Genomic DNA, 18,002 nt, shown 5'->3' with positions numbered 1-18,002 from the left:
CGGCCCGCTACACTCCCCGGTGACTCGTCGCCTCGGCCTGTGACACACTTCGCGCAGCGCGGGCGCCGACCCTGCGAAGAAGACGCGTGTCAAGAAGACGGAGGAACTCATGTCCGGGACCCATGCGGGGCGGCGCGCCCTGTTCGCGACCGGGGCTGCGCTCGCGGCGGCTCCCCTCGCCCGCCCCTCCATCGCCCAGGAGAACCGGCCGATCCGCTGGGTCGTCGCCTATCCGGCGGGCGGCGGCACCGACAACATCGCCCGCACCCTGGCCCAGCCGATGAGCCAGGTCCTCGGCCAGACCATCGTCATCGACAACCGGCCAGGCGCCGCCGCAACCCTCGGCGCCGATGCTGCGGCGAAGGCACCGGGCGACGGGCTGACCGTGTTCTCGGCCGATCCGGGCTCCATGGTGAACGCGATCGGCCTGTTCCGGCGCCTGCCCTACGACCCCGCCCGGGACTTCCGCGGCGTCGGGCTGTTCTGTGACTTCCCGCTCGCCGTCGCGGTCCGGCGCGACAGCCGCTACACCTCGCTCGCCCAGTACGTGGAGGCCGCGAAGCGCGGCGAAGGGGCGGTCGCCTGCGGCACGCCGGGCAACGGCTCCCCGCACCACCTCGCGCTTGAGAACTTCCAGCGCATGGCCGGGATCAAGTTGAACATCATCCCGTATCGCGGCGGCGCGCCGGGGATGAACGACATCATCGCCGGCAACCTCGAATCCATGATGCTCGACATCGGTACGGCGGGCGGCTTCTTCCGCGGCGGCGACATCCGGGCGCTCGCGCTCTCCATGCCCGAGCGCTGGCGGTGGCTCTCCCAGGTTCCGCTGATCAAGGAGACCTACCCGGAATACCGCGCCGCGGTCTGGCAGGGCCTCGTCGTGCCCGCGGCGACGCCCGATCCCGTCGTGCAGCGCCTGTCCGACGCCCTGGCCCGCGTCATGGCGGACAACACGGTCCGGGAACGCCTCATCAACATCGGCGTCGAGCCGCTGACGAGCGGCCCGCGCGAGTTCGACGAGTTGCTGACCCGCGACCGCACCTTCTGGGTGCCGCTGATCCGGGAGGCCGGGATCACGCTGGAGTAGCGGCCAGAACCGCGGCGGCTCCACGCGGGCCGCCCGCCGGGCTCACGCAGGCTTTCGACGCGCGCGGCGGCGGGGCCGTGGCAACGTCGCGCCCCGGATCGGGTTAGCGGAGGGCTCCTCCTCCCTCCCGCACCGGAAAGGCCCGCGTGACCCCTCCCGCGATCAGCGTCGTCTGTCCCGTCTTCGACACGCCGTCTTGGATGCTGCGGGCCGCCGTCCGCTCCGTCCTGGATCAGGAGGGCGGAGAGGCCGTCGAGGTCATCCTCGCGGATGACGGGTCCCGAGAGCAGGGCACGCTTGCAGCACTGGCGGACCTTGCTGTGGACCCGCGGGTCGTCATCGCGCGGAGCGCCCGCAACCTCGGTCCCGCGGGAAGCCGCAACGCGGGAATCCGGCTCGCTCGGGGCGCACGCGTCGGCTTCCTCGATTCCGACGACCTCTGGCCGCCCGGCAGCCTCGCCGCGCGCCTGGCCGCGCCGGCGGGGCCGGGTGACGCCGTCCTCGGTGCCTTCCGGGAGTTCGGCGAGGACGGCGAGACCGAAGCCGTCGCCGCAGCCGGGCCGCCGGATGACTGGACGGTCAATGCCGCACCCGACTCCACCCGCCACCTGATCCATCGCTGGCACCACCTCGGCGGCCTTCTCGTCCCCCGCGCTGCGCTGGACCGGGGCGGGCTCTTCGACGAGGACCTGCGCTACGCCGAGGACTTCCTGTTCTTCCTTCGCGTGTCGCTGGCCTGCCGCATGGTCGTGACGGAACGGCCGCTCTACCTCCTGCGCCGGCAGCACGTCAGCATGATGTTCCGGCGCGCGCGCTATGCCTACGACTTCGCAAGGCCCTACGAGCGCGCCTATGCCGACCCCGCCTTCCGCGACGTCCGGCGCGACCTCCGCTGGCAGATGATCACGGTCTACAAGGGCATGGCGGCGAACAGCCTGGTGAACGGAGACGCCGCCAACGCGCTGCGCTGCGCGGCGCGCGCCTATCGGCTGGACCCGCGCGAGGTCGGCCCGCTCGCGATGTTCCTGCGCGCGACGGGTGCCCGCGACCCGGAGCGGCGCCTGGCCCTGGCGCGCCGCTACACCACGGCCATCGTGACGCCCGGCATGGCCTGATGCATCCTCGCCGGGAGCGGGGAGGAGGCACAGGGCGGTGGCGATCCCGGAGAGTGACCTCGACCCCTTCGACGCCTCCTACTTCGAGGACCCCTACCCCGCGCAGGACGCGCTGCGCGAGGCCGGACCGGTGGTCCACCTGTCGCGCCACGGGATCTACGCGGCGGCTCGCTTCGCCGAGGTGAAGGCGATCCTCGAGGACTGGGCCACCTTCTCCTCCGCGCGCGGCGTCGGCATCCAGGACTTCCACAGGGAACGCCCGGCGCGCCTGCCGTCCCTCGTGCTTGAGACCGACCCGCCCCTGCACGACCGCACGCGTTCCGTCCTGGCGAAGGTCCTGTCCCCCGCGGCGATCCGCGCCCTGAAGGAGCCCTTCACCGAGGCGGCCGAGGCGTTGGCCGAGGAACTGCTGGACCGGCGCGAGTTCGACGCCATCCCCGACCTTGCCGAGGCCTATCCGCTCCGCGTCTTCCCCGATGCGATGGGCATGCCGCCGGAGAACCGGCACCACCTCCTCCCCTACGGCGACCTTGTCTTCAACTCCTTCGGCCCGAAGAACCCCTTCCTGGAAGCCGCCGTCGCCCGCAGCGGCCCGGCGATCGAATGGGTGCAGGCGCAGTCGCAGCGCACCGCTCTGGCCGACCGCGGCTTCGGCGCGGACATCCACGCCATCGCGGAGACGGGCGTCCTGACGGAGGAAGAAGCGCCGCAGGTCGTCCGCTCCGTCCTCACGGCCGGCGTGGACACGACGGTCAGCGGCATCGGCGCCGCGGTCTGGGCACTCGCGCGCTTCCCCGACCAGTGGGATGCGCTGCATGCCGAACCCGGCCTCGCCCGGGTCGCGTTCGACGAGGCGATCCGCTTCGAAACGCCGGTTCAGACCTTCTTCCGCACGACCACCCGCGACGCAGAACTCGGCGGCGAGGTCATCCCGACGGACTCGAAGGTCCTGATGTTCCTCGGCGCCGCGAACCGCGATCCGCGCAAATGGCCGAACCCCGACCGGTTCGACATCCACCGCCGCCCGGCCGGCCATGTCGGCTACGGCAGCGGCATCCACGCCTGCGTCGGCATGGCGCTGGCACGGCTGGAGGGCGAGTGCATCCTGGCTGCGCTGGCGAAGCGCGTCCGCCGCCTGGAGATCACGGCGCAGCCTAAGCGGCGCTACAACAACACGCTCCGCGGCCTCGCGAGCCTGCCGATCCGCCTGCATCCAGCGTAAGCCCCGCGCCCGGCGCATGGCCGAACCGCCCAGCAGCGCACCCGCGGCCATGGTGGCCGGGGAGTTGGTTCCGCTAGCGTGAACCGATGACGAGCCGCACCGCCGCCATGTCCGTCACCTTCATCCTGACCTGCGCCGTGCTCGCCGCGGCGCTCGGGATGGGGCTGCGACAGTCCTTCGGCCTCTTCCTCGCGCCGATGACGATCGCGAACGGATGGACCACGAGCGGCTTCGCCTTCGCGATCGCCGTCCAGGTCCTCGTCAACGGCATCACCGCCCCGATCGCGGGGCAGCTGGCCGACCGCTATGGCAGCCGCATGGTGATGATCGCCGGTGCCTGCCTCTTCGCGGTGGGCACGACGGGCATGGCCTTCGCGCCGGACCTGCCGACCTTCATCCTCTTCGCGGGGTTCGTGAACGGGACGGCGGTGTCACTCTCCGGCTTCCCGATCATCGTCGCCTCGCTCGGCCGGCAATTGCCGCCAGACATGCGGGCGCGGGCGACGGGGCTCGGCACGGCGGGTTCCTCCTTCGGGCAGTTCATGATCGTGCCCCTGGCCGGCCTGGCGCTGGCCGGCTTCGGCTGGCAGGCCGCCCTCGTCGCCATGGCCCTGCTGGGGCTGCTGGTCATCCCCCTCTCGCTCGTCCTCACCGGCCGGCCGCCGGCGCCGGCCGCGAGCGCCGTGCCGGAGCAGACGGCCCGCGAGGCCCTGCGGGACGCGCTGCGCTCGCCGATGTTCTGGTGCCTTTTCTGGGGCTTCTTCGTCTGCGGCGTGCACATTTCCTTCCTGACGGTGCACCTGCCCGGCTTCATCGCGACCTGCCACCTGCCGTCCTACCTCGGCCCAGCCTCCATCGCCCTCGTCGGCTTGTTCAACGCGGCGGGGTCGCTGCTGGCGGGGGAACTGACCCAGCGCTGGCGGCGGCGGGAACTGCTGATGATCATCTACGCCTCCCGCGCCGTGCTGATGGGGGCCTTCCTGCTCGGCCCGAAGACGCCGGAGACGGTCCTGCTCTTCTCCGCCGTGATGGGGGTCCTCTGGCTCTCGACCGTCCCGCCCACCGTCGCCCTCTGCGCCCGGCTCTTCGGGACGCGGTGGCTGGCCACGATCTTCGGGCTCGTCTTCCTCGGTCACCAGATCGGCGGCTTTTCCGGTGCCTGGCTCGGCGGGGTGATCTTCGACCGGACCGGGTCCTACGACGCGATGTGGCTCATCAGCATCGCGGCGGGGATCTTCGCCGCCCTGGTCCATTGGCCGCTGCGCGAGCCGCCGCCGCGGGTCGTCCCCGCCGCGGCATGACGAGGTGGCGTGCCAGGGCAGCCTGCCCGGGAGACCGGACGGGGTAGCCCGACGGGGTAGCCCGACGGGGGGCCTCAACGGGGTGGACAGCGCGCCCGTCCTCCCCTTTCCTGCGGCCGCGCCCCGACCGGGGCGAAGATCAGGTCAGTCTGGGGAATCACGGGCCATGTGGCGGAAAACTCTGGCGGCCCTCGCGCTCATCGCACCCATCGCTTCGGCGGACGCGCAGCAGGGCGGTCCGCCCCACGCCTTCCTCTTCGGCGTCTGGACGGGCGGCATCTTCCCTGCGACCGACACGGAAGGTCCCGCCTGCTTCGGCCGCGCGACGGTGATCTTCACGCCCGACGTCATCATGCGCGTCTCCCTCCTCGACGTGGCCTATCGGCAGCGGCTGATCGAGACGGTGGCCGGGACCGAGAGCGGCGTTGAATTCCGCCTGGCGCCCCCCGCCGCGGCGATCACGCCGATCGGCGGGCAACTGCCCCCGGACAGCGCCTTCGGCTGCGCCAACCCGAACAACCTGCGCGTGGAGCGCCGGGGCCCCAACGAGATCGTCTTTCCCAACTGCAACGACTTCCCCTCGCCGCTGCGTCGCTGCACCACGCCCCGGTGAGCACCGCGTGAGCGAGGACGGCCGAGCAACGACGCCTGCGGGGCCGCATCGGCGAGAACACCCGCCGCGCCGCCTGGGCGGCGCCCCGGTCCGAGCGCTGCGCGACCGGCGGCCCCTCGACCGTCGCTTGAGCGGCGACGGGGTATCCGCGGCATGAGCGACGACGCGCCCATCCCGCTTGTCGCGCACACGCTGGGCGGCCCGGGGCCCGACCTGCGCCCGGCCTCAGCGCGGCGGGAATGGATGGACGCGACTCCCGGCGGCTTTGCCAAGCGCTGCCTGCCGCTGACCATCGCCAATGCCCATGGCTGGGACGTCGTCGGCGCTTGCGCCTTCGAGGCCTGGTGGACCGGCGGCGATCAGCCCGGCGACGTCGTCATCCGGATCGAGAAACCCGGCCGCCCCGAACCCGTGGCGCATTTCGGCGCCGGTGTCCTGACCTTCCACGTCGAAGCGCTCTTCCGCACGCCCCCGGGGATCGGGCTTTGGGTGTCCGGCCCGCCAAACGCGCCGAAGGACGGCATCGCGCCGCTGACCGGGATGGTGGAGACCGACTGGTCCCCCGCGACCTTCACGATGAACTGGCGCTTCACGCGCCCACGGCACCCCGTCCGCTTCGCGGCGGGGGAACCGATTGCCTTCCTCTTCCCGATCCGGCGCGACCTGATCCCCCGCACGGAGCCCGCGCTCCGCCCCCTGTCGGAGGACCCGGTGCTGGAGGCGGCACACCGCGCCTGGGCCGATTCCCGCGCGGCCTTCAACGCCGGCCTGAAGCAGCCGGACAGCGAGGCCCGGGCCCGTGGCTGGCAGCGCGACTACACGCGCGGGCACGTCGCGGGCGTCGAGGCGGGCGAAGCGCATCTTACCCGCCTGCAGCCCAGGCCCTTCGCCAAGGGCTGACCCACGCGCCCGGATCATCAGGCGGGCAGCACCACCTCGGCCCGCAGCCCCCCGCCGTCCCGGTTGCGCAGCGACACGTCCCCGCCATGCGCGCGCACGATGTTGCGCACGATCGGCAGGCCGAGGCCGACCCCGCCCGTCTCCTTGTTCCGGCTTGCCTCCAGGCGGCGAAAGGGCTGGAAGACGGCTTCCCGGCTCTCCTCCGGAATGCCCGGCCCGTCATCGTCCACGAGCAACCGGATCGCACCGCCGCTCGGCGGCTCCAGCCGCAGGCGGGCCGCATTGCCGTAGGACAGCGCGTTGCTGACGAGGTTGGCGACCGCACGCTTCAGCGCGACGGGCCGGCCGCGGACGGTCAGCCGCTCCGGGCCTTCATAGGCCACGTCCTCCGCCGCCAGGTCCGGGTGCGCGTCCGACGCCTCGTCCACCACGGTGCGGCACAGGGCCGCGAGATCGAGCGGCACGGAGGGCTCCGCCGCCGCGTCGTCGCGGGCGAAGGCGAGGGTGGCGTTCACCATCGCCTCCATCTCCTCGAGGTCGGCGAGCATCTTGGCCCGCTGCTCGTCATCCTCCATGAACTCGGCACGCAGCTTCAGGCGGGTGATCGGCGTGCGCAGGTCGTGGCCGATGGCGGCCAGCATCTGCGTGCGGTCGCCGACGAAGCGGCGGATGCGCTCGGCCATGGTGTTGAAGGCGTGGGCGGCCGTCGCGACCTCCCGTGGGCCGTCCTCCGGCAGCGGCGGCGCGTTGACGTCCCGCCCCAGCGCGTTCGCGGCCGCCGCGAGGTCGCGCACCGGCCGGGTGAGGCGCCGCGTCGCCCAGACGATGAGGATGGCCGCCGCGATCGTCATCAGCGCGAAGGAGGCGAGGAAGGTCTCCGAATGCCAGGGCCGCGGCGGCGGCATGTGGATCTTCAGGTTGAGCCAGGGACCGTCCGGCAGGCGCAGCGCGACGTAGAGCGTGCCGAAGCGCATGCCCGCCTGGACCTCGCGCGGCCGGAAGCGCGGCGGGGCGGTCGAGAGCACCTCCGGCCGGAGGATCCGGAAGACCGGCGGCGGGGGCGGCAGCATTGAAGGCCGCACGGCCGAGGCGTCGTCGAGCGAAGCCTCCAGCCCCTGCGGCAGGTCCAGGTCGCTGAGCGCGGCGTCCCGACGGTCCGGCGTGGTGAGCAGCACCGTCCGCCAGATCGCGAAGGCGCGCGCCGAGAACTCCCGCTCCATCAGCGCGCGCTGCAGGTCCACGCGGTCCAGCGCGTGAATCGTCAGCCCCGCCGCCTGGACGAACATCAGCGCGAGGACGAGGAAGAGCGCGGTCCGCCCCGCGAGCGTGCAGGGGAGCAGGCGGCGGATCAGGGCACCTTCTCCACGTCGGCCGCGAGGACGTAGCCACCGCCGCGCACGGTCTTGATGAGGCTGGGGTTCCGCCCGTCATCCTCCAGCTTCCGGCGGAGGCGGGAGACCGCGACGTCGATCGCGCGGTCGAACGGCCCGGCCTGGCGGCCGCGCAGTAGGTCCATGAGCATGTCGCGGGTCAGCACGCGGTTGGGGCGTTCCACGAGGACGGTCAGCAACTCGTATTCCCCGCCGGTCAGCGGCACTTCGGCGCCGTCCGGGTTCAGCAGGCGCCGGCGTGCCGGCTCCAGCATCCAGCCGCCGAAGCGGATGGAGGTCGGCAGGGGATCCCGTCGCGCCCCTTCCCCATGCGCCCGGCGCAGCACCGCGCGGATGCGCGCGAGCAGTTCCCGCGGGTTGAAGGGCTTGGCGACGTAGTCGTCGGCGCCGAGCTCCAGCCCGACGATACGGTCCGTCTCCTCCCCCATGGCGGTCAGCATGACGATTGGCACGTCGGATTGTCCGCGCAGCCAGCGCGCGAAGTCGAGCCCCGACTCGCCGGGCATCATCAGGTCGAGCACGACGAGGTGATAGCGGCCGAGCGGCCAGACCCGCCGCGCCTCCCGCGCCTCCCGCGCCGCAGTGACTCGGAAGCCCTGCTTCTCCATGAAACGGGCGAGCAGGTCGCGGATCTCGCGGTCATCGTCCACGATGAGGATGTGGGGTGCGGGTTCCATGCGCCGTTACATAGCGCGCGGCCGGCCTCAGCCTCAGGTCGCCGTGTTACAATCCATGTCCCGTGCCGGAACCGTTGCGCGCCGTTTCAACTCGCGCTTGGGGTGGGGGTGATGAGCCACCAGATCCGATCGCGGCGGCCCGGGATCCTCCCCCTCCATCCCCCCGGATCCGCCGGGACGCGCGGCGGGCCCCCGACTACCCCCCCTGGGGGTCCCGCCGCGCGCCAATCCCCCCTGAATCCCGACGCGCCGGCCTGGGCCCTGGAGGGCCTGGAGGCGCTTCGGCGCGTCGATCCGCTCCTGGGCGGCGTGCCAGAACACTGCGGGCCGCTGCCGTGGCGTCGGCGGGCGCCGGGTTTTCCCGGGCTGCTGCGCGCGATCTGCGGGCAGCAGATCAGCAACCGCGCGGCGGGGGCGATCTGGGCGCGGCTGCGCGCCATCCCCGGCGCGACGACGCCGGAGGGGCTGCTGACCCTCGACGACGCGGCGCTTTGCGGCGTTGGCGGGCTGTCGAGGCCCAAGGCGGCGCATGTCCGGAGCCTCGCCACCGCCATCCTGGACGGCCGGCTGCGCCTCGACGACCTGCCCGCGATGAACGATGCCGAGGCGATCGCGCACCTCACGGCCATCCGCGGCCTCGGCCGCTGGACGGCCCAGGTCCACCTCCTCTTCGCGGAGGGACGGCCGGACCTCTTCCCGGAGGGCGACCTCGCCCTCGCCGCTTCGCTTCAACACCTGCACGGCCTGCCCGCCCGCCCGGCACCGCGCGTCCTGGCGGCTGAGGCCGCGGCCTGGGCGCCCTGGCGTTCCGTCGCGGCACGGCTGCTGTGGCACCACTGGCGGCACGCGACCGGGCGTCCCGGCACCGATCCCGAGGACGACGGCTGAGCCTGACCCCAGATCATGGGCCCCGGATCGTCGGCCCCGGATGGTGGGACGGTCGTGCTTGACCGGCGCCCGCCGCCGGGCCGACCGTTGCCGGGAGCGACGGCCGGCAGGGCCGCGCCGGGGAGAGACGAACCATGGCCGACGAACCCGCACGCCCCTCACGTCGCCTGGCCTTCGGCGCGGCCGCGGCCGGCGCGGTGGCCGCCGGCACGCTGATCGGCGCCCGCCCCGCCGCCGCCCAGTCCGGCCCGGTGACGACAGAGGAGATCAGCCGCCGCGGCGTCTTCACCATCGGCGTCGTCTCCGGCGTCCCGCCCTTCGGCGTCGTGGATGAGCGGGGCAATCCCTCGGGCTACGACGTGGACGTCGCGAACGCGCTGGCGCGCTTCATGGGCGTGCGGGCGGAGATCGTCCCGCTCACGCCCGTCGCGCGGATCCCCGCCCTTCAGGCGCGGCGCGTGGACGTGCTTGTCGCGACGCTCGGCCCGACGCCGGAGCGCGCGAAGACCATCGTGTTCCCGATGCCCTATTCGGCCTTCCGCCTGTCGATCATGGCCCCGCGGAGCCTGCAGGCGGGGAGCCTGCGGGACCTCGCGGGCAAGCGCATCGCGGTGCCCCGCGGATCGCCGCAGGACACGACGGTGACGCGCCTCGCCATGCCCGGCACGAACGTCGTGCGCTTCGACGACGACGCGACCTGCGCGCAGGCCGTCTTCTCCCGCCAGGTGGACGCCGCGGCGCTGCCGGATACGACGATCAACCAGATCCTCGCGCAGAACAGGGGCACCGACGCGGAGCTGAAATTCGCCTTCTCGCTCCAGCCCAACTCCATGGCCGTGCGGAAGGACCAGGCCGAACTGCACCAGTGGCTCAACAACACGATCTACTGGATGAAGGTCTCGGGCGAGCTGGATGAGCTGTCGCGGAAGTGGCTGAACGCGCCGCTGCCCGAGCTGCCGGTCTTCTAGGCGACACTTGGGCTATACCCTCGTCTTCCGGGACGTCCTGGCGCAGCTCGACGCGCTGGCCTGGGGCGCTGTCGGGACGGTCTGGATGTCGGCGGTGGCGATCCTCGTCGGCGCGGTGATCGGGACCTTCGGTGCGGTCGCGCGGGGGTCGCCGCGGGGCTGGGTGCGCGCGGCGTCGGCCACTTACGTGGAGGCGTTCCGGAACACGCCCTTTCTCGTCCAGCTGTTCCTCATCTTCTTCGGCCTGCCGGGGCTCGGCGTGCGGCTGTTGGCGACCGAGGCCGGCCTGCTCGCCCTCTCCCTGAACCTCGGCGCCTACGCGACGGAGATCATCCGGGCGGGGATCGAGGGCACGGCGCCCGGCCAGATCGAGGCGGGGCAGGCCCTGGGGCTGCGGCGATGGCAAGTGATGCGGCATGTCGTCATCCTGCCGGCGCTCGCGCGGGTCTGGCCGGCCCTTTCCTCGCAGTTCGTCCTGACGATGCTCGCCTCCTCCATCCTTTCCACGGTGTCGGCGGAGGAACTGACCTCCGTCGCCGCCCTGGTGGACAGCAGGACCTACCGTTCCTTCGAGGTCTACCTCGTCGCGGCAGGTTTCTACCTGACCCTCACGCTGCTCTTCCGCGGCGCCTTTGCCGGCGTCGGCTGGCTGCTGTTCCCCTCGCGCCGATGATCCGCCCCTTCGGTCCCAACGAGGCGCTGTTCCTGCTGGAAGCAGCACGCTGGACGGTGTTCCTGTCCGTCATCGCCTTCCTTGGCGGCGGGCTGCTCGGTGCGCTCGTCGCCCTGGCCCGCGTGTCGGCGAACCGTGCGATCCGCTGGCCGGCGATGGCCTGGATCGAGGTCGTCCAGGGCACGCCGGTGCTGATCGTCCTTTTCCTCACCTTCTACGGGCTGCCGCTGCTCGGCACCCGCCTGCCGCCGATCGTCGCGGCGGGGATCGGGCTTACGGTCTATGCGTCAGCCTTCCTCGGCGACATCTGGCGAGGCTGCATCCAGGCGGTGCCGCACGGGCAATGGGAAGCGGCCTCCGCCCTCGCGCTGACGCGCTGGCAGCGCATGCGGCTCGTGGTGTTGCCCCAGGCGGTCCGGCTCGCCATCCCGCCGACGGTCGGGTTTTCGGTCCAGGTGGTGAAGAACACCTCCGTCGCGTCCATCATCGGCTTCGTGGAACTGGCCCGGGCCGGGGTGCTGATGAACAACGTCACGTTTCAGCCCTTCCGGGTCTTCCTGACGGTGTCCGCGATCTACTTCGTGATGTGCTGGCCGCTGAGCCTGATCAGCCAGCGGCTCGAGCGGAAGCTGAGGACCGGGCCGCGGGGCTAGCGGCGACCCTGCCCGCCGGCCTTCGCGCCCCGCCGCTCCGGGACGACCTGCCGCATCAGAAGCCGAGCCTGACAGCGACCTCTCCGGCGGCCCAGACCAAGGGCAAGGCGAGGACGAAGGCGAGCATCGCCTCACGGAACGGATCACGACGGGTCGTTGTCATGGATGGCTCCTGTTCAAGCGGTCAGCAGTAGTGAACAAAACATGAACTAAGCCGCCACGCAAGCGCGGACCGCTCGGGCCAGCACAGAGGACAGACGCGACAGAACCCGCGTTGCGTGGGCCTGAACGCCGGCGCAGTCTCGACCACACAGAAGCGAGAGTGCGCCCGTGTCCGAAATGCCCCCCCTGAAGCGCCGCCTCCTGGTGCTTCGCCTCGCCGCGATCGGCACGGCGGCCGCCGTCATGCCGCGAGACGCCGAGGCGCAGGGCACCAAGAGCGGCCGCGGCACCGGCCTCACCGATAGCGACCCGAACGATGGCCCGGGCAATGGGCGCGGCGGCTACCGGCCGCGCGGCACGGGCATCACGGACAGCGACCCGAACGACGGTCCCGGCAACGGGCGCGGGGGCTATCGCCCCCGCGGCACCGGCCTGACGGACAGCGACCCGAACGATGGCGCCGGGAACGGACGCAGCGGTTACCGCCCGCGCGGCACCGGGCTGACTGACAGCGATCCGAATGACGGGCCGGGTAACGGCCGCGGCGGCTACCGCGGGCGCAGGGGCGTAACCGACAGCGACCCCAGCGACGGGCCAGGGCGAGGCCGGGGCTACTGACGGGGGCTACCGGCAGGCGCTCCGAACTTGCGCAACGCGCCGATGCAGCGAGCGCAACGCGCCGAGGCAGCGAGCGCTACGCGCCGAGGCAGCGGGCCGCTTCTTCGGCCAGCGCCTCCGGCGGCCGGCCTATGTCGAGGGCGATGACGCCCTCCTCCGCTTCCGGGCGCTCCAGCGTCGCTAGCTGGCTCGCGATGAGAGAAGCGGGCATGAAGTGGTCCTTCCGCGCGGCCTGGCGTGCCGCGATGAGCGCCGGGTCGCCGGTCAGGTGCAGGAAGACGAGGTCCGGGCACGCCTGCCGCAGCCGGTCCCGGTAGATCCGCTTCAGCGCGGAGCAGCCGACGATCGCGCCCGCCGGACGCGCGCGGAGATGAGCGCCGATCGCGTCGAGCCAGGGCCAGCGGTCGTCATCGGTCAGCGGATGCCCCGCCGCCTGCTTCGCGATGTTCGCGGGCGGGTGGAAGTCGTCCGCGTCCTTGAAGGGCAGGCCCAGGCGCTGCGCCAGCAGCGGCCCGAGCGTGGACTTCCCCGCGCCCGAGACGCCCATGAGGCAGACGTGGCGACTCATGGGTCCTTCGGCTCCAGGTGGCCGCCGAAGGCGTGGCGCATGGCAGACAGGACTCGGTCCGCCAGCGGTGCACCCTGCCGCGAACGGAATCGGGCGTAGAGCGACTCCGTCAGCACCGGCGCGGGTGTCGCCGTCTCGACGGCTGTCATCACGGTCCAGCGCCCCTCCCCGGAATCGCCCACCCGCCCCGAATAGGCGGAGAGTTCGGGATCGCCCGCGAGCGCCTGCGCCGTGAGGTCCAGCAGCCAGGAGGAGACAACGGAACCGCGGCGCCAGGCCTCCGCGACCTCCGGCAGGGGCAGGTCCAGGCCGTAGCCGGGGCGCGCGGCCTCGAGCAGGGCGAAGCCCTCGGCCATGGCCTGCATCATCCCGTACTCGATGCCGTTATGGACCATCTTGGCGTAGTGGCCCGCGCCGGACGCGCCGGCATGGACGTAGCCACGCGGTGCCCGCTCGTCGCCGACCCAGCCGGGGGTGGGGCGCGCGGCGGTCTCGCCCGGCGCGAGGGCTGCGAAGACGGGGTCGAGGCGCCGCACCGCCTCCGCCGGCCCGCCGATCATCAGGCAGTAGCCGCGCTCCAGCCCCCAGACGCCGCCGGACGTCCCGACGTCGAGGTAGTCCACCCCGCGCGCCTCGGCCGCGCCGGCGCGGCGCATGCTGTCCTTGAAGTAGGAGTTGCCGCCCTCGATGAGCGCGTCCCCGCGGGCGAGCAGGGCGGTAAGTTCGGCGACTGCGCCCTCCGTCACCTCGCCGGAGGGGAGCATGACCCAGACCGCGCGGGGCGGCGCCAGGGCGGCGACGGCCTCCGCGAGCGACCCCGTGCGGACCGCGCCCTCGGCCGCCAGGGCCGAGACCGCGCCGGCGTCGCGGTCGAAGACCACGACCTCGTGCCCCGCGCGCAGGAGGCGCCGGGCGAGATCGCCCCCATCCGCCCCAGCCCGATCATCGCGATCCGCATGCCGCCCATCCCCGATCCGGTCGGCGCGGCATAGCACCGGGGCCGGCCCGGTGGACCCCCCTCCCCCGGCACGCCGCTTGCTGCGACGATGTAGGGGAACGGGAGGGGGAGACGCGGCTCGGTGGCCTTCGATGAAATGAGCGGCGAGGGTCCGGATGGGGCGAAGGCGGTGCGTGCCCCCTATGCCGGCGTGGCCCGTTCGCTCGCAGCCGCCACGCCGGCGGAGATGGATGCGAAGCGCCGCGAGGCCGAGGTTCTGTTCCGGCGGATCGGCGTGACGTTCGCGGTCTATACCGAAGGTGGCGACCCCGAGCGGCTGATCCCCTTCGACATCATCCCGCGCATTCTCTCCCGCGGCGAATGGGACGGGCTGGCGCGCGGCCTTGAACAGCGGGTGCGCGCGCTGAACGCCTTCCTCGCCGATTGCTACGGTCCCCGGCGCATCCTGCGGGAAGGGCTGGTCCCCGCCGACCTCGTCCTGAAGAACGAGGGCTGGCGCGACGTCATGGAGGGCTTCACGCCGCCGGGCGGCGTCTACACCGTCATCTCCGGCATCGACCTGGTCCGCACCGGCGCAGACGAGTTCTTCGTGCTGGAGGACAATTGCCGCGTCCCCTCCGGCGTATCCTACATGCTGGAGAACCGGGAGGCGATGCTGCGCCTCCTGCCGCAGCTCTGCGCCGCGCACCGGATCGCGCCGGTGTCGCACTATCCGGAAGAGTTGCTGGAGACTCTGAAGTCCCTCGCTCCGCCCGCCTGCCACGGCGAGCCGACTGTGGTCGTGCTGACGCCTGGGCCGTTCAACTCCGCCTATTACGAACACTCCTTCCTCGCCGATGAGATGGGCGTGGAGCTGGTGGAGGGCGCCGACCTCTTCGTGCGCGACGATACGGTGTTCATGCGCACGACGGCGGGGCCGAAGCGGGTCGACGTGATCTACCGCCGCGTGGACGACGAGTTCCTCGACCCGAAGGCCTTCCGCCCGGACTCGCATCTCGGCGTGCCCGGGCTGATCGCCGCCTATCGCGCGGGGCGCGTGACGCTGGCCAACGCGCCGGGTGCGGGCATCGCGGACGACAAGGCGATCTATCCCTTCGTGCCCGCGATGATCCGCTTCTACCTGTCCGAGGAGCCGATCCTGAACAACGTCCCGACCTTCATGTGCGAGCGCGACGACGAGCGCACCTACGTGCTGGAGAACCTGGACAAGCTGGTGGTCAAGCTGGCGCGTGGTTCCGGCGGCTACGGCATGCTCGTCGGCCCCCATGCGACGGCGGAGCAGCGTGCGACCTTCGCCGAGCGCATCCGCACGAAGCCCACGGACTACATCGCGCAGCCCACCCTCGCCCTCTCGACCGTGCCGACGCTCTGCGAGACGGGGCCGGCGCCGCGGCACGTGGACCTGCGGCCTTTCGTGCTCTTCGGGAAAGGTCAGGTGCGGATGGTTCCGGGCGGACTCACCCGCGTGGCACTGCGGGAGGGCTCGCTGGTCGTCAACTCGTCCCAGGGCGGCGGCACGAAGGACACCTGGGTGCTGGAGGACGACCCGCCGATGGAACAGCGGCAGGCGCCCGGCGCCATGACGCAGAGCCTCGGCGGCATGTCGCAGACGCTCGGGACGCGCTGATGCTCTCCCGCACCGCCGACAGCCTGTTCTGGCTGGGCCGCTACACCGAGCGCGCCGCCAACACCGCGCGTGGCCTCGGGGCGACGCTGCGCATGGCCGCGCTCGCCGCCCCACGCGGGGAGGAGGCGCGGGAGTGGAGGCGCCTCCTCGACGCCACCGGCGGCACGGGGCAGTACGCGTCCCTCTACGGCGATCCTACGCCGGAACAGGCCGCGCGCTGGCTCACTTTCGACCCGCTGAACTCCTCCTCCATCGCGTCCTGCTTCGAATTGGCGCGGCGCAACGCGCGCGCCGTCCGCACCGCGCTGACCGTGGACATGTGGGAGGCTGTCAACGACACCTGGATGGATCTTCGGAAGCTCGATCCGGGCGACGCGGGGGGCGATCGGCTCGCCGGATTCCTTGACTGGGTCCGCGCACGGACCGTCCTGTTCAACGGTGCGGCAACCGACACGATGCTGCGCGACGATGCCTGGCGCTTCGTGCGGCTCGGCACGATGCTGGAGCGCGCGGACAACACGGCGCGGCTCCTCGCAGCCCATGCCGACGCCTTCGCACCCGGCGCGGCGAAGGACGTCGCGAACCACTCGCAGTGGCAGGCGACGCTTCGCTCCGTCTCCGCGCTGCGTGCCTACCAGCACCTTTTTCGCGAGAGGCTGCGGGCGGAACGCGTCGTGGAACTGCTGATCGCCCGGCCCGAACTGCCGCGCTCCACCCGGGCCTGCTACGGCGAGGTCTGCACGATCCTGGAGACGCTGACCGTGGCGGAGGGCCGCACGGCCCCGAGGCGGCTGGCGAATGACCTCCGCGATCGCTGCCACCCCCGCGTCGCCGAGGGTCTCGGTCAAGATGGATTGCCGGCGCTGCTGAGCGGCCTGATCGCGGGCAATGCCGCGCTGGGGAGCAGCATGGCCGAGGCGTTCCTCGACGGCTGATCCCGCAACGCCCTGGCGCCCCGCGCGTTCGCCCGCCGCCCTGGCACGAGAGGCACCACGATGACCTACTGCGTCGGCCTGTACCTCGAGGACGGGCTGGTCATGCTGGCGGACACGCGGACCAATGCGGGCGTGGACAACGTCTCCACCTTCTCAAAGGTCTATACCTCGACCGTTCCGGGGGAGCGGGCGCTGTGCCTCATGTCCGCGGGCAATCTCGGAATCACCCAGGCCGTGTGGAACAGGCTGCAGGAAGGGGTGATGCTGGAGGGTACGCGGCAGAGCCTTCTGACGGTCCCAAGCATGTTCCGCACCGCGCAGTTGCTGGGCGAGGCAGTGCGGGCGGTCTATGCGGCGGATGGCCCGGCACTGCGGGCGCAGGGTATTTCCTTCGCGGCCTCCTTCCTGCTCGGCGGCCAGATCGCGGGGGGGCCGGTGCGCCTCTTCCTCGTCTATTCGGCGGGCAACTTCATCGAGGCGACGACCGACACCCCCTATCTGCAGGTCGGCGAGCACAAATACGGCAAGCCGACGCTGCTGCGCATCCTGACTCACCGGACGAGACTGGAGGACGGCGCCAAACTGAGCCTGCTGTCCATGGACGACACGCTCGGCGCGAACCTGTCCGTCGGCATGCCGCTCGACATGGTGGTGTACCGCAAGGACTCGCTCGCCTTCCCGCCGATCCGGCGGATCGAGGAGAACGATCCCTACTTCCACGATCTCCGCGACGCCTGGACGAGCCATATCCGTGACCTGTTCCGCGACCTGCCCGCGCCGGATTGGCTGGTGCAGCCCGTGGACCCGGCGCAGACTCCGGCCTGAAGGAGATGCGCGGATGCTCAGGACCCTCGCGGTAGTGGCGGCGCTGACGGCGGGCCCGGCGGTAGCGCAGACCGAGGCCGCACGCCGTGACTTGGCGCCGACGGGGACGCTCCGCGCGGCGATCAACTTCGGCAATCCCGTCCTGGCCCAGCGGGATCCCGCCGGCGGGGAGCCGCGTGGCGTCTCCGCCGTGCTGGCGCGGGAGGTCGCGCGGCGCCTCGGTGTGCCGGCGACCTACGTTCCCTACGAGGCCGCGGGTGCGGTGACCGACGCCAACAAGGCGGCCCCGGGAAACGTCTGGGACGTCGCCTTCCTGGCGGTGGACCCGACGCGGGCGCAAGAGATCGCCTATACCGCGCCCTACGCCGTCATCGAGGGGATCTACGCCGTCCGCGACGCCAGCCCCATCCGGGCCAACGAGGACGTGGACCGCCCGGGTATCCGGATTTCCGTCGGACGCGGCAGCGCCTACGACCTGTTCCTGACGCGCGCGATCCGGCAGGCGACGCTGGTCCGCAGCGCGACCTCCGCCGCGGCGATCGAGGATTTCGCGCGCGACCCCTCGCTCGATGTCGTGGCCGGCGTCGGCCAGCCGATCCGGGGCTTCGCCGCGTCCAGCCCCGGCCACCGCGTGCTGCCGGGCCGCTTCATGGTGATCGAACAGGCCGTCGCGACGCCGCGCGGGCGCGAGGCCGGGCTCGCCTTCCTGCGGGAGGTGGTGGAGGAGGCGAAGGCCTCCGGCCTCGTCGCCCGGGTGCTGGAGGAGAGCGGCCAGCGCGACGCGGAGGTCGCGCCGGCCGCGCGCTGAGCCCGCAGCG

At 72.2% G+C, this 18,002-nt stretch carries 18 protein-coding genes and 1 pseudogene; 15 read left to right on the top strand and 4 right to left on the bottom strand.

Going from position 1 to position 18,002, the window contains the following annotated elements; translation table 11 throughout:
• Positions 1 to 109: 109 nt before the first annotated feature.
• The 6 genes from ACE7GA_RS19880 to ACE7GA_RS19855 all read left to right on the top strand — a co-directional run bounded on the left by ACE7GA_RS19880 (position 110) and on the right by ACE7GA_RS19855 (position 6,241).
• Complete coding sequence (locus ACE7GA_RS19880) at positions 110 to 1,090, top strand: Bug family tripartite tricarboxylate transporter substrate binding protein (protein WP_376090460.1); 981 nt, start codon at positions 110 to 112, stop codon at positions 1,088 to 1,090.
• A 146-nt stretch (positions 1,091 to 1,236) separates the two neighbouring features.
• A complete protein-coding gene (locus tag ACE7GA_RS19875) occupies positions 1,237 to 2,205 on the top strand; it encodes a glycosyltransferase family 2 protein (protein WP_376090457.1) in 969 nt (322 codons plus the stop codon).
• A 37-nt stretch (positions 2,206 to 2,242) separates the two neighbouring features.
• Positions 2,243 to 3,427 carry a cytochrome P450 gene (locus tag ACE7GA_RS19870; RefSeq protein ID WP_376090454.1) on the top strand — a complete coding sequence of 395 codons (1,185 nt, stop codon included), beginning with the start codon at positions 2,243 to 2,245 and terminating at the stop codon, positions 3,425 to 3,427.
• An 86-nt stretch (positions 3,428 to 3,513) separates the two neighbouring features.
• Positions 3,514 to 4,728, top strand: coding sequence for an MFS transporter (locus ACE7GA_RS19865; protein ID WP_376090451.1), 1,215 nt, complete (start codon positions 3,514 to 3,516; stop codon positions 4,726 to 4,728).
• Positions 4,729 to 4,894: 166 nt separating this feature from the next.
• Entirely contained in the window at positions 4,895 to 5,341 is a 447-nt protein-coding gene (locus ACE7GA_RS19860) for a hypothetical protein (RefSeq protein WP_376090449.1), read from the top strand.
• Positions 5,342 to 5,494: 153 nt separating this feature from the next.
• Positions 5,495 to 6,241, top strand: a complete 747-nt coding sequence (locus ACE7GA_RS19855; RefSeq protein WP_376090446.1) for a DUF6065 family protein — start codon at positions 5,495 to 5,497, stop codon at positions 6,239 to 6,241.
• Between the two features lie 17 nt (positions 6,242 to 6,258).
• Here ACE7GA_RS19855 and ACE7GA_RS19850 read toward each other — a convergent pair whose 3' ends face one another.
• Both ACE7GA_RS19850 and ACE7GA_RS19845 read right to left on the bottom strand, forming a co-directional pair.
• On the bottom strand, positions 6,259 to 7,527 hold the full coding sequence (locus ACE7GA_RS19850; RefSeq protein ID WP_376090443.1) for an ATP-binding protein: 1,269 nt from the start codon (positions 7,525 to 7,527) through the stop codon (positions 6,259 to 6,261).
• 62 nt (positions 7,528 to 7,589) lie between these two features.
• Positions 7,590 to 8,309 (bottom strand): response regulator, encoded by a 720-nt coding sequence (locus ACE7GA_RS19845; protein WP_376090440.1) that lies wholly within the window; start codon positions 8,307 to 8,309, stop codon positions 7,590 to 7,592.
• A gap of 309 nt (positions 8,310 to 8,618) precedes the next feature.
• Here ACE7GA_RS19845 and ACE7GA_RS19840 point away from each other — a divergent pair, with 309 nt between their 5' ends.
• The 5 genes from ACE7GA_RS19840 (at position 8,619) to ACE7GA_RS19820 (ending at position 12,271) form a co-directional block, all read left to right on the top strand.
• Positions 8,619 to 9,197 (top strand): DNA-3-methyladenine glycosylase family protein, encoded by a 579-nt coding sequence (locus tag ACE7GA_RS19840; RefSeq protein ID WP_376090437.1) that lies wholly within the window; start codon positions 8,619 to 8,621, stop codon positions 9,195 to 9,197.
• 134 nt (positions 9,198 to 9,331) lie between these two features.
• Positions 9,332 to 10,165 (top strand): transporter substrate-binding domain-containing protein, encoded by an 834-nt coding sequence (locus ACE7GA_RS19835; RefSeq protein WP_376090434.1) that lies wholly within the window; start codon positions 9,332 to 9,334, stop codon positions 10,163 to 10,165.
• A gap of 7 nt (positions 10,166 to 10,172) precedes the next feature.
• On the top strand, positions 10,173 to 10,838 hold the full coding sequence (locus tag ACE7GA_RS19830) for an amino acid ABC transporter permease (protein ID WP_376090431.1): 666 nt from the start codon (positions 10,173 to 10,175) through the stop codon (positions 10,836 to 10,838).
• Complete coding sequence (locus ACE7GA_RS19825; RefSeq protein ID WP_376090428.1) at positions 10,835 to 11,491, top strand: amino acid ABC transporter permease; 657 nt, start codon at positions 10,835 to 10,837, stop codon at positions 11,489 to 11,491. The genes ACE7GA_RS19830 and ACE7GA_RS19825 overlap by 4 nt, the downstream gene beginning before the upstream one ends.
• Positions 11,492 to 11,821: 330 nt before the next feature.
• Positions 11,822 to 12,271: a hypothetical protein gene (locus ACE7GA_RS19820; protein WP_376090425.1), complete on the top strand. Its 450-nt coding sequence runs from the start codon at positions 11,822 to 11,824 to the stop codon at positions 12,269 to 12,271.
• A gap of 76 nt (positions 12,272 to 12,347) precedes the next feature.
• Here the strand turns inward: ACE7GA_RS19820 and ACE7GA_RS19815 are convergent, their stop codons facing one another.
• Complete coding sequence (locus ACE7GA_RS19815; protein ID WP_376090423.1) at positions 12,348 to 12,839, bottom strand: gluconokinase; 492 nt, start codon at positions 12,837 to 12,839, stop codon at positions 12,348 to 12,350.
• Positions 12,836 to 13,797 (bottom strand): annotated as a pseudogene (gene gnd, locus ACE7GA_RS19810) (phosphogluconate dehydrogenase (NAD(+)-dependent, decarboxylating)). Before gnd ends, ACE7GA_RS19815 begins: the two are co-directional and overlap by 4 nt.
• Before the next feature lie 136 nt (positions 13,798 to 13,933).
• Here gnd and ACE7GA_RS19805 point away from each other — a divergent pair.
• The 4 genes from ACE7GA_RS19805 to ACE7GA_RS19790 are packed head-to-tail and all read left to right on the top strand — an operon-like array spanning position 13,934 to position 17,992.
• Positions 13,934 to 15,424 carry a circularly permuted type 2 ATP-grasp protein gene (locus ACE7GA_RS19805; protein ID WP_376100393.1) on the top strand — a complete coding sequence of 497 codons (1,491 nt, stop codon included), beginning with the start codon at positions 13,934 to 13,936 and terminating at the stop codon, positions 15,422 to 15,424.
• The gene (locus tag ACE7GA_RS19800; protein WP_376090420.1) at positions 15,424 to 16,359 is read left to right on the top strand and encodes an alpha-E domain-containing protein; all 936 of its coding nucleotides are present in this window, start codon (positions 15,424 to 15,426) and stop codon (positions 16,357 to 16,359) included. Before ACE7GA_RS19805 ends, ACE7GA_RS19800 begins: the two co-directional genes overlap by 1 nt.
• A gap of 60 nt (positions 16,360 to 16,419) precedes the next feature.
• Positions 16,420 to 17,184 (top strand): peptidase, encoded by a 765-nt coding sequence (locus tag ACE7GA_RS19795; RefSeq protein WP_376090417.1) that lies wholly within the window; start codon positions 16,420 to 16,422, stop codon positions 17,182 to 17,184.
• Between the two features lie 13 nt (positions 17,185 to 17,197).
• Entirely contained in the window at positions 17,198 to 17,992 is a 795-nt protein-coding gene (locus ACE7GA_RS19790) for a transporter substrate-binding domain-containing protein (RefSeq protein WP_376090414.1), read from the top strand.
• Positions 17,993 to 18,002 lie beyond the last annotated feature (10 nt).

The sequence above is a fragment of the Roseomonas sp. CCTCC AB2023176 genome (genome assembly GCF_042259275.1).
Classification (GTDB): domain Bacteria; phylum Pseudomonadota; class Alphaproteobacteria; order Acetobacterales; family Acetobacteraceae; genus Roseomonas.
Note: the sequence above shows the minus strand (reverse complement) of the source record. Positions and strands in the feature narration are given on the sequence as shown.